The sequence below is a fragment of the Haladaptatus caseinilyticus genome (assembly GCF_026248685.1).
In the GTDB taxonomy this organism is placed as follows: Archaea; Halobacteriota; Halobacteria; order Halobacteriales; family Haladaptataceae; genus Haladaptatus; species Haladaptatus caseinilyticus.
The window spans coordinates 377,542-389,240 of record NZ_CP111042.1 but is presented as its reverse complement, the minus strand read 5'-3'; the positions used below and the strand labels follow the sequence as shown (position 1 = coordinate 389,240).

General features: G+C 49.1%; 8 protein-coding genes. 5 read left to right on the top strand and 3 right to left on the bottom strand.

Annotation, left to right across the window (positions count from 1 at the left end; genetic code table 11):
- Positions 1-1,498 precede the first annotated feature (1,498 nt).
- Together OOF89_RS24515 and OOF89_RS24510 are read left to right on the top strand one after the other, a co-directional pair.
- Positions 1,499-2,035, top strand: a complete 537-nt coding sequence (locus OOF89_RS24515) for a DUF1697 domain-containing protein (RefSeq protein WP_266083190.1) — start codon at positions 1,499-1,501, stop codon at positions 2,033-2,035.
- Complete coding sequence (locus OOF89_RS24510; protein WP_266083188.1) at positions 2,032-2,622, top strand: YdeI/OmpD-associated family protein; 591 nt, start codon at positions 2,032-2,034, stop codon at positions 2,620-2,622. The genes OOF89_RS24515 and OOF89_RS24510 overlap by 4 nt, the downstream gene beginning before the upstream one ends.
- A 267-nt stretch (positions 2,623-2,889) precedes the next feature.
- Here the strand turns inward: OOF89_RS24510 and OOF89_RS24505 are convergent, their stop codons facing one another.
- From OOF89_RS24505 to OOF89_RS24490, 3 genes are all read right to left on the bottom strand, one after another.
- The gene (locus OOF89_RS24505) at positions 2,890-4,233 is read right to left on the bottom strand and encodes an MFS transporter (RefSeq protein WP_266083186.1); all 1,344 of its coding nucleotides are present in this window, start codon (positions 4,231-4,233) and stop codon (positions 2,890-2,892) included.
- A gap of 283 nt (positions 4,234-4,516) precedes the next feature.
- Positions 4,517-5,425, bottom strand: a complete 909-nt coding sequence (locus OOF89_RS24500; RefSeq protein WP_266083184.1) for a winged helix-turn-helix domain-containing protein — start codon at positions 5,423-5,425, stop codon at positions 4,517-4,519.
- 779 nt (positions 5,426-6,204) lie between these two features.
- Positions 6,205-7,182 carry a deoxyhypusine synthase gene (locus OOF89_RS24490; RefSeq protein ID WP_266083182.1) on the bottom strand — a complete coding sequence of 326 codons (978 nt, stop codon included), beginning with the start codon at positions 7,180-7,182 and terminating at the stop codon, positions 6,205-6,207.
- A 1,179-nt stretch (positions 7,183-8,361) separates the two neighbouring features.
- Here OOF89_RS24490 and OOF89_RS24485 point away from each other — a divergent pair.
- The 3 genes from OOF89_RS24485 (at position 8,362) to OOF89_RS24475 (ending at position 11,653) form a co-directional block, all read left to right on the top strand.
- Positions 8,362-9,741 (top strand): extracellular solute-binding protein, encoded by a 1,380-nt coding sequence (locus tag OOF89_RS24485; RefSeq protein ID WP_266083180.1) that lies wholly within the window; start codon positions 8,362-8,364, stop codon positions 9,739-9,741.
- A 264-nt stretch (positions 9,742-10,005) separates the two neighbouring features.
- Positions 10,006-10,791 (top strand): carbohydrate ABC transporter permease, encoded by a 786-nt coding sequence (locus OOF89_RS24480; protein ID WP_266083178.1) that lies wholly within the window; start codon positions 10,006-10,008, stop codon positions 10,789-10,791.
- 1 nt (position 10,792) lies between these two features.
- Positions 10,793-11,653: a carbohydrate ABC transporter permease gene (locus OOF89_RS24475; RefSeq protein WP_266083176.1), complete on the top strand. Its 861-nt coding sequence runs from the start codon at positions 10,793-10,795 to the stop codon at positions 11,651-11,653.
- Positions 11,654-11,699: the final 46 nt, after the last annotated feature.

Here is an 11,699-nt window from a genome sequence, read left to right as displayed (position 1 = left end):
AGAAACAAAGCTGATCAAGCGAACTCTACGGTTCGAACGAATCGCAAACATCCTGAGATTCTTGAAGTTCGCAAACCTCGAAGCTACCGTTACTCGAGTTAACTATCCGAATTCTCTAATTGTCGCGCGCGAACTCTACGAATCGCACGAATCGAACAATTCGTACGAATCGCACACGTCGAACGAGCTTCAATACAACTTCTTCTGGCATTGGGTCAGATGAGGAATACTGCTATTCCACCAAACTCATAGATTTGTACGAATCGTAAACATCGCACGAACTTCAAACATCGCAAACAGCGTCGTATTAAAACTCATCTTGGAAGTATAGTGATAACGCAGAGACTGGACATCCGAAGAGATGCTAGTCCGCGCAAATTCGCGATAGTTGTAACATAACGGAGTCCGTCCATATGTCCAGTTCCTGTTGTAGCCACTCTATGGTTTCTATGAGCGGTTGAGCGACGTGTAAGTATTTGACACCACCATTAGTGACAGTGCGCGGATATCGAGTGGCTAAGTCCTGTTCGTATAGCGGTTGTAGTTGCTTCCCAATCGTACTCTGATCACGGTCGAGAATATCAGCTATTTCAGCAATCGTGCTGTGTAGTTGATCAAGAATGGTGTGATATACACGGGATGATGCTATATGGACCCTACAGACCACGGCTGTCATCTCCGTGAGTGCCAACTCGGAATTTCCATCCAGTAGTTGCTCGAATCTCGCTACGCGTTCATCTAGAAGTACTGTCTCCCTTGTCGACTCATTATCCTTTGGCGCGAGTTCATCGAATCAGCACAGTAGACGAAGGGCGGGAAACTGGAACTCGATTCGTCGACGTGCCGTCGTCGGTTAAAACACCGCGCAAGGATACGCGATCCGAACACAAACACGGTACAGCGGTCGATGAAAATGTTGGCGCGTCACACCCGACGAGACGGCGCCGTTAGCGGGTCAAACGAGTGGGGCACCCAGATAGCCTCGTCTGCTTCAACCCGGCGAATGGGGCGAACAGGCTGCCCGGCTGGTCACTCATGCAGACGAGTTTCGTGAGTTCGCTGCCGAACAATCACGGGCTATGCTCGAACAAAGTGATGACGAAAAGCGATAATTACACTTTCGAAATTATCCCTCGAACGCGGGGCGTAATCTTGCTCCGAAGCGTTTCCAGAGTACTCCTCCACAGATAACAAGGAGGCAGCAAATTGCGTCCTCCTCCGATGCGGAACGAACGGTCGGCTACGGTGGGGTGTAATCACTCCCACTTTTCCCACCGCGATTGAATGGTGGGAAAAAGTGGTAGAACAGCACTGGCGTGATTACGGTTCAGTTTCGGTCGTTAATTACGACAGTGTAATCTTGGTTGGTGGGTGTGCACCGGTGAGAACAACAATTTTGCCTCTGGCGGCTGCGTGGGGCATCGGGTCAGAGTGCTCTAGGTGAGCTGGTGGTCGTTTCAAACGAATGTATAAGGGTAACTCTAGCGAACGAGAATCCATGGCAACCTACATAGCGTTCCTACGTGGAATCAACGTCGGCGCACACAACCGAATGAAGATGAATGACCTGTGGGCGCTCGTCGAATCTTTGGGGTTCGATGACGTCGAGACATACATCCAGAGCGGGAACGTAATATTCGAGTCTGCGGACGGCGAGGAAACTGAGCTCCGCGCGACGATTCACGACGCGATTGAGGACGAATTCGGCTACGACATTACGGTCATGATTAGAACACAGGCCGAGCTTTCGGAGATCGTGGCCGGACAGCCCTTCGACATTTCTGGAACAAAGGGTATCAAACACTACGTGACGTTTCTCGACGAGGAACCGACGAACGAACAACTCGACGCCTTGCTCGCTGCTGAGAGCGATGCCGAGCAATTCGAGATACGGGGACGGGAGGTGTACAGCGAACTCGATAAGGAGGCGTTGGGGAACGGTCGGTTTACCGACGTTGGAAAGACGCTCGGAATGACGGCGACGCGACGGACCTGGGATGTCGTGACCGCGATTGAGGAGCGTGTCTCAGCATGAATGAAGATCCGATCTTCTTTGAGTCACGCGAGGCATTCCGCGATTGGCTGAACGAACATCACGACACGGTCGAGGAACTCTGGATCGGATATTACAAGGCTGACGCAGAGAAAACGGGAATCGGGTACGATGAGTCGGTAGAGGAAGCGCTCTGTTTCGGGTGGATTGACGGTCTCGTCAACGGCATCGACGACAATCGATACAAACGCCGGTTCACGCCTCGAAAGCCCGGAAGTAAGTGGTCAAAGAAAAATACGGAGCGTGCTCGGGCAATGATCGAAGCGGGGAAGATGAGACCGGCTGGGATGGAACTCATCGAGGCAGCGAAGAGGTCGGGTGAGTGGGAGGGGGCCTACCGACTAGCTGACGACCACGAGATACCAGCTGAACTCGAGGCAGCGTTAAAAGAGAACGGGACGGCGTGGCAAAACTTCCAGATCTTCTCAAACACCGACCAGCACGCGTTCATTGTGCTCGTGGAGGAGGCGAAGACCGCCGAAACGAAATCGAAGCGAATCGAGCGTACCGTCGAGCTCGCGGAAGGAAACCTCAGAGCATACGACGAGCAGAATAAACTGCGCTTGTGAACGGCCCGCTGGCTCGTGTTTCTCAAATTCTATCACCGCAACAGTGCTTGACGCAATCAATGCGATCAAATGTATCGTGAGGCAATTGGCCGATTGTTATATCGAATTGCCGAAACAGATGCGTTCAATCGGGCGGGAATAGTCGCGATCGAAACGACTGGAGATGACCCTCCAGGTATCAGCAGAAGTTGAGACCGGTGCGCTCAATGCATAGACTCTCACCCTCCTCATTTTCCGACGAAGCAGCTATCACATCCGTTTCGTGTATTACTCGATTGTTACACGATCAGGAGATGGTAACTCACGAAGCTCTGGATTCAGAATTACATACAACGCCAATGCGATCGCTGCGACCCCGAGTGCGGCCATCGCAGCTCTAGGACTGACCCAGCCAGCGAACACTCCTCCAGCTAATGAACCAATCGGAACCATGGATGCTGATGCCGATCCGTAAATACTACTCACCCGTCCAACCTTCTCTGCTGGCGGTGCGGCTTGAAACACTGTGGCGACATATACAGAAACGATCCCGATCGGAATGTTAGTCAGCGCAAAGAGCAGCCCCGTCAAGGGGAGCCAGTTCACGAGGAGTGCACCACTCCAAAGGAGCCCTGCAATCGTGTATCCGGCGATCATGCTCCATCCCAATGGACGCGTCGCAACGATGTTTGAGGCGAGGGCTCCGATGAAGCCGCCGGCTGCGATTGACCCCATGAGGATCCCATACACACCAGCTGCACCGATTTGGCTCATCACTTCTGGAACGACAAGGGAGTCAGCGTACGCAGGTGTCGCTGCCAGCATCATCCCAACAGAAAAGTTGGCAATTACTGCTCCGGCAAGTAGCGGTACAAGAGGCGTCCCACGAAGAACGCCCACTCCTTCGCGCATACGCGTCAAATAGGAATCGGAGTCTTCCGCTCCCGTGTATGATCCGTCACCGTCTGTGGCTATTGAATTTCCGCTATCCTTAGCTTGCCTCTCGTCGCCTGATAACGTCGAGGGTTCTCCGGACTGGTTGTCATCCGGTACTGTATTTGCAGATGGGATTGAGACAGTTGCAAATACGATCGCAGCAATTCCGAACGTAATGGCGTCAAGGACAAACAATGCAATCACGCTGAAAAAACTAATAAAGACACCACCAACCCCATTCGCTACCATGTCGAACCCTTGGTAGGCGACCGAAAACGCTGAATTGGCCGCGACCAGTTCTTCTCTATCAAGGATTCGTGGGAGTGCGGTACTCTGCGCCGGATACACTAACTGGTTGAGTGCCGAAAGGACAGGCATTACGATGAGCACTATCTCAACGGTAAGGAATCCAAAAACATGGGCTATCGGAATAATCGAGACGACAACCGCCTGAATGAGCTGTGTGCCGACAAGCGTTCGGCGAATTGACCACCGATCAACCAGTGGTCCTGCAAGGAACTGAAATACTTGTGGGATCATTGTCACGAAACCGGCGATTCCTGTGTAGACCGGATCATTCGTCAAACTGTAGACAAGCCACATCGCGGCGACAAGATAGAAGCTATCACCAACATTGGTTATTACACGACCTGTAAACAACCGACGAAACGTCCGATTTCGAAAGGCTTCACGCATATTCTGATCAATCGAACGTTGAGCCTATAAATATAATTAGAATTATATTTCTGTTACGAATTGTACAGAAGTCTTGTTCTATATTTCAATTGGCAATTCAATCAACTTCGGTCCCATGAAGAGAATCAACTCATACCAGTTTCGCGTGTTTTCCATCAAATCACGGAGAGTCCATATGACGACCAACGGAGCCGTTTCTCCAATACGTGCGAAGAGAATCCCAGAGATCAGATTCTGTACTGAGAAAACCTTTTGACCGGTAGATAACGCGAACACCATTAAGTTACGTGTCTATCTCGATGATGTCGAACGCTTCGTCAACGACTACGCTAAGAGTGGAGTCACCAGCTCGGTACGTTACATCCAATTGGATCGGATTTCGGCTTTCGATATCTATCTTAACGGGACTGAGTTCAGATAGCTCCCAGATAAATCGCTCCTGAACGACAATTCCATTCTCGTAGTGAAAACTGGCAACACCAGGCTCAGCGAGTAAGAGTGCATGGTATAATGCAACTTGCGACTCGGTGCTACAATGTTGGCAATCAAACAGAACTACTGGATCGAGAGACTGGTTATTCGAGTTTTCAAACTTAATTTCTGATGATTGATCTCCATCCATCGTATCAACCAGTTCTACGGTCGGCTTCATGTGCCCATTACAGAATGGGCAGAAGCCGTTGGTGACTTGTTGCACTTTTGTCCGGAAATACTGACTCACAGTTTCAGGAATCTCATTCCGGTCATACCCGGCAAACACAGAAGGCGGAATAGGAGCCTCCCAACCGGCTGGACAAGGTGAACAAGAATCACACCCGATGCGGACGGTTTCATTTTCATACCGTAGCATTAGAGGGTCACCACTATTTTGGCACGAGTGATTCAACACGATCGGATCGAGAGTCCCGTCCGCTGTGTACATTCCCGACGCGATCGCCCCGTTCACGTGCTTGCCCGCTTGTGTCAGCCGATATCCTCCATCGGTCTTGATGACGAATTGCCCTATGAGTTTGTCCAGATGGTAGTTGAATTGGCCAGGGTCGCGCATTCCGACGGTCCGCCGCAACTCCGAAAAGGGTATCGTTTGAATATCGGATTTCCAGAGCACCTGTAGGATTTTGAGGCGTGTCTCGTCGGAGAGAGCAGCAAACGCCTCCTCAGGCTCGATATGCTGGACGAACTGGTCACTCATATCTCTCTCTTAGAGACGTTCTCTCATAGGGATACCGGGGAATCACGTGATGCACAGCCTCTGCCCTCGCAGAGATATGGGGTTCCAGCATCTACTAATTAGGGATGTTCTTGAGAACACAGTGTTCACCTCCCTGCAGTGTCATCGACGCAAGCTTCGCGACGCGTTGTCTTTCGAATCATTGTATAGACTTTTACTTTGAATGGACCGCCTATAACTCGACGCCATTATACGACCAGAGTTCACTCGGTGGACTCGAAGAAGACATTCGAACGGTTGCAGCTAGTTGGTTCGGCCACGACGCTCATGACTCTGTTGACGAGTTTGTGTGTCACTACCCGCTCACGTACTTTAATTTCCAACCTCACGATCGTTATACAGAACCGACACTCCAGGTCGAATTGACTGGTGAGTACGACCGCTCGCCGCTAGTGACGGCCGACAACACGCTCACACTGCTGAAAAAGGCGATAGGTATCGGATAACGCCAAGAAACAGGCCGACCGCCTCCCGGTCGAGAGCGGCAGCGCTGGCCAAACCGCGAGTGAATGGCAGAATAGTTAATCTACTGACAACGATCGTCCGTTCTCGATGCTGCGGAGAGCGAATCCGTTCGCCGATTCGACCGAAACCACGCATTCCAGCCCCGCTATACTGGCTGTAGTCTCATCTTTCACAATCTCGGAGTATGGTTTTGATGCGTGTCTTGTTTACGGCGTAGGTGTGTATTAACTAGCCGCTCAGTAGAGCTTGCTTGATGTTGGTCTAAAGTGCTCTGGTCACTCCTGTTTAAACGCACTCGCAACTAGTAATGGAAGCACGAGCGTTGCTTCCGCCTCGATTTGAGTATAATTCGTTTCGTGGTTCTTTATTTTCCCCCACGAAACCGCCTCGTTCGGCGGGGCACCAGAGAGCGACCCGTCGCCCTCGACGCCGGTAGAGATGTAGACGACGTAATCCGCACCGCCCCTGAATAGATTCGTCATGATGGCGTGGTGCTTCGGCACTCCACCACCCACTGCTATCAGCCCCGTCTCGTCGGCAAGCAGACCGTCTTGGATGAGCGAATCGTAGTCGTCAAGGATCTCAATTCCTACCTCTGCATCGTACCCCTGCCGGTAGTAGTATAGGAAGTTCCCCACTTCGGCATCGGTCAATGCCGGACAGTAGACGGGAACGTTGTTGTCTGCGGCTTGCTTTAACACCGAATCTTCGTCGTCGAGCGTCGCCCCTAACTCACGGGCGAAGGCCGTCGGCGTCCGAATCTTTTCTTCCGCGAAGAAGTCATCGAAGAATTCGTAGAGGTACTCTTCTAACCAAACGTAGCGGTCTGACGGAACGAAGATATTTCCGAGACGGTTGATACCTCGCTCTCGAAGGGCTCCCTCGTCCGCATTCCACTTGCCCATCTTGAACGGCTTCGCCGTCTTGATTACGTCTTCGGTCAGCGATCCCGATGTCGTAATGAGTACATCAACGAATCCCTCACGGACGAGGTAGGCGACGACCTCTCTAAGCCCCGAAGAGACGATGTTCGAAGTGAACGTCAGATAGACGGTCGCGTCCGCAGCTTGCATCTGTTCGGCAATGTCAATCGCTTCTGCGAGTTGTGTCGCCTGGAATCCGGTTGTCGCGTACGACTGGAGTAAATCGTCGAAATCGAACGAACCACGGAAATCGTAGCCTCGGACATCTGGGGTACTTAGCTCTTCATCGCTCCCAGGAACTACGTGACTATGAGTGTCCTCGTCGGTCATACGTAGTACTGCCTAAGCAAGCGATTTCAATCAATCGAAGTCAGGTATCGAGCGTATTGTGGCCACTGACTGTTCGACAAAATAGGCGTCAAGCATTGAGAACCGGAAAAGGCACGCCAGTTAGGACTGTGTCGAGTACAAGGTGTGAATCGAAAGCCCGAGATTTTGTACTGTCAATTGTTTTTAAATAAGACGAGCCGATGGAACAACGTGGCCGATGAATAACCGACGCATTTGTCGCAGCATTTGAATTCCGTAAGCACCTCCGTGAGAGAACGGACCTCTGTACTGCACTCATCGATCTTGAGCTTCAAACCGAGACGCTCGTAGACGGCTATCCAGCGTGGCATCCTGCGCCGTACTCGTTTCACGGTATGCTCAAACTCTTCCTCTACCTGGAGGTCACCGGCGACAGTTATCGGGCTCTATCACGTCATCCGGAACTCGCAAATGTGTTCGGTCTCGACCAAACTCCAAACGAGTCTGTTATCTCTCGAGCGTGGTGCAATCGCTTTGACGACGATGTTCGTGGGTATGTCACTTCCAGGGCACACTGTTTAGTCAAGGAAACTCACAACAAGATTCTCAGTCGGTCCAAGGAAGTTGAGACTACTGTTCTCAATGCATGAATTGTCAAATTCCATTTACTTCTCAGCAGTAAGCCTTATTACGAGACTTGTATCATTCTCTTCGGGAGTCCGTACTGGTGACGTAACGGCCCAAACAAGCACCGCGACAGAGACAATAGCGATACTGGCTTGCGACAAGAACGACAGTGGCCCCATCGCCTCAGCTACGGGGCCGAAGACGGCCGCACCGATTCCACTGGTAAGGGTCAATACCATGGATGCGCCTGACAGCACCGTTGCGCGGCCGACCCCGTCCAGCTGATCATTAAGTACTAATTCATGATTGGGCTCATCACCGGTGTTTCCTACATATCTTTTTGTTAGCAGGGGATGACTGAATAGTTAACAAATAGTGAGACCGCTTTCGACAGGAATGAACATCGTCTAGAAACTGCAACGAAGGAGTACTAATTCGGTAAATAAATCTATTATTATGATAAATTCAAAGAATTAAATTATAAACTACTAAAATAAATACTCGCTATAGAAGTTATCACTATGGGCAAAGATTAAAATAGAACAGTGTAGATTTGGATACTAGCTTCACGCCATGCGAAAACAAGACACACACTATGATTTCACGCGTCGAACTGTACTAAAATTAAGTACCACTGCGGGAATGAGTGCCGGTCTAAGTGCTCTCGCAGGTTGTCTCGGTAATAATGGATCTGATGGATCATCAGGAAAGATAGTGGCAAAGGATCAAATTGGAGCAGGTGACGGTAACCCGTCGCTTACCTACTGGATGCTTCCCGATCAATCCCACACTACCACAGAAAATAAAAACGTAGCAAAAACTGTCGAAAAGTTCTTTCAGACATGGGCAAAAAAGCACTCAGATGCAGGCATACAGATAGAGTATCAGACAAATCTTGAACAAATGAAAACTAAGCTACTCCAAGTCGTTGCAAGGGGAAGTGCACCGTCAATGTCGCAAGTAGATTCTTTCTGGGTTCCTAATTTCTATAAAGATTTGCAGCCAGTAAGCGATGTAATTAAAAACCCCGATGACTGGTATCCGTTTATTAAAGACGTAGCGGTTCAGGAAGGAGAGTGGAAAACTGTTTGGAAGAGTACCGATTGCCGAGCATTATACTATCGACAAGATTTGATGGATAAATACAACGACGGAAAGCCACCTAAGACTTGGGATGAGCTTATCCAAGTCGGAGAAACTATCAAAAAACAGGAAAATATGAGCGGATACATGTATAACGGAGGAAAATGGGAGGCTACTACATTCGATAATTTAGCAATGTTTTGGGCACAGGGGGGCGACTTAGTAAATGATAAAGGAAAACCAGTTCTGGACGATGGCAAGAACAAGAAAGCCCTTCTCAATGTTTTCCAGTTTTTCAAGCGCACGATCGACTCAGGAGTGACCCCAAAACGCATTGCTAATATCAATGACTATGCCCTACTTGAACAAGCGGCCCTGAACGGGGAGACCGCAATGTTCCTTGGGGGAAATTGGCAGATATCGACGATGAAACAGAAAGCTGATGAAGAAACATGGAAAAATTGGAAGGTTGCGAAAATCCCTCAGATGAAAGCAGATATAGCTTCTACGGGAACGGGTGGATGGACTGAAGGAGTGTTCACTTCCAATAAACAAAAGCGAAAAGCCGCTACAGATTTTGTCGGTATGTATGCAAAAAGAGAGAATATGGCGTCGTACTGTAAGGCATCGGGCACCTTACCGACTCGAAAATCGGTCTATGAGGGAACGAAATACTTCTCTGAAGATCCGTATATGCAAGTATATAAAAAACTACTCAAAAACGGTCGCGCCCGTCCAGGGTACCCGATCTATCTCACTATTTCTTCGGAATGGCAGACCGCTGCAGGGAAGGTCATAACTGGACAGGCATCTCCCGAAAAGGCAGTGGACACGATGATCAGCAACGTCAACTCACAATATAACAGCTAAATCAAAGCCAAGAACCACAACAATGTCAGTAAAATATTCGCGACTATGGCGATTATCGAACGATAGCTGGCTTACAAACTCTTTTGGAGAATGATCTAATTCATGTCAGTGCGGACAACACCGCTCCCGGAACGAGCTCATAACGTATTAGCAGCGATAACTGGACGCCTGGAGCCCATACAAAATACTCCAATTACTTGGGTTCTCCCGGCAATACTGTTCTTACTAACCTTTCGCCTTTATCCACTTCTCGAGGCGATTCGAATGAGCTTTACAAATATGAGTCTCATCGACCCCGACTACCAATACGTCGGGTTAGAAGCCTTTCAGCGAGTTATTTTGTCACAGTCATTTTGGACGATGGCAAAGGCGACGGTCATTTTTGTTGCTATTAGTGTCGTTCTTCAGATTGTATTGGGAATGATACTTGCTCTCGCGATCGACTATGGTGTCAAAAAACACCTATATGGAAGTGTGTCGACTCGTATTGCGGTGCTATCTGCCTGGGTTATCCCAGGTATTGTAATCGGTATCCTCTGGAAAATCATGCTTATCGAGACGAATTATGGGATAGTGAACTATTTTCTTGTACAATCCGGGTTTTCTGTCGTCTCATTTCTGTCAGACCCACAGATGGCACTTCTCTCAACGATTGCTGCTAATACATGGCGAGGGACCGCATTTTCTATGATCATGCTCTATGCCGGTCTCCAACAGGTCCCTCAACATTTATACGACGCAGCGAGAGTGGACGGAGCAAGAGCGCTACAGCGCTTCCGGTATGTCACCCTACCACAGATAAAGCCGGTCGTGTTCATTAATCTCGTCCTGATCACCATCTATACTCTCAACACTTTCGACATGATTATGAGTCTTACAGGAGGTGGCCCTGGGCATGCAACCGAAGTACTTGCTCTGTTTATGTATTTTGAAGGGTTCAATAGATTCAATTTGGGACAAGCCGCTGCAGTGGCCGTCATGATGCTGTCGGTAAACGTAGTGATGACGGTAATTTATATGCGGTTGTTTATCGACGAGGAGGAGTTCTAAAATGAGTACAGAAACCCAAATACGGTCGATTGCTAACGTACTTTCGACCTATACTATGGCCACCTATCTCGTGTTCGCTGTCGCGATGGTTTTCTTTTTGTTCCCGGTTTTCTGGGTTATGTCGATGAGTATTCGCCTTCCTGGTGAGGTGCTCACCTATCCAGTGCAACTCATTCCCCAGCAAGTCACGTTCGAACCGTATCGGCAAGTGCTTCAAGATTCATCGATGGTGACCTGGATCTTTAACTCATTGAAAATCGCTGTATTAGAGGTAATCGGCATCATTGTCGTTGCAGTTCCTGCAGCATATGCATTTTCTCGATTCGATTTCAGAGGGAAAAAACATACCCTCTTTATCATTCTCTTGTTCCAGATGATTTCACCGGTTGTCATCGTGATTCCGCTCTATAATATGATGGCGGAATTGAACCTTCTCGACACACACATCGGGCTCATCCTGTTGTATATTGGTCTGCAAGTGCCATTCTCAATATGGCTTCTAAAGAGTTACTTTGACACAATTCCATCTGGACTCGATGAAGCAGCTCGTGTCGATGGTTGTAACAGGCTACAAATGCTGATATACATCCTTTTGCCATCGATGGGTCCTGGTATTGCAGTGGTTGCCATCTTCAACTTTGTCTTTTCATGGGCAGAGTTCGTGATGGCATTTACTGTTCTTGGGGAATCCGAACTCTACACAGTCTCTATTGGCTTATTCTCTTTTCAAGGTCAATACTCGACAGACTGGAGAGTTATCGCTGCAGCCAGTGTTATCGCGATGTTACCTCTTCTTATTATGTTCATTGGATTACAGCGTTATTTCGTTAAGGGCTTGGTTGAAGGAGCTGTTAAGGGATGAGCCTCAAAAATATCAATTGCACACGTAGTATCGGCTCGAATAGTAA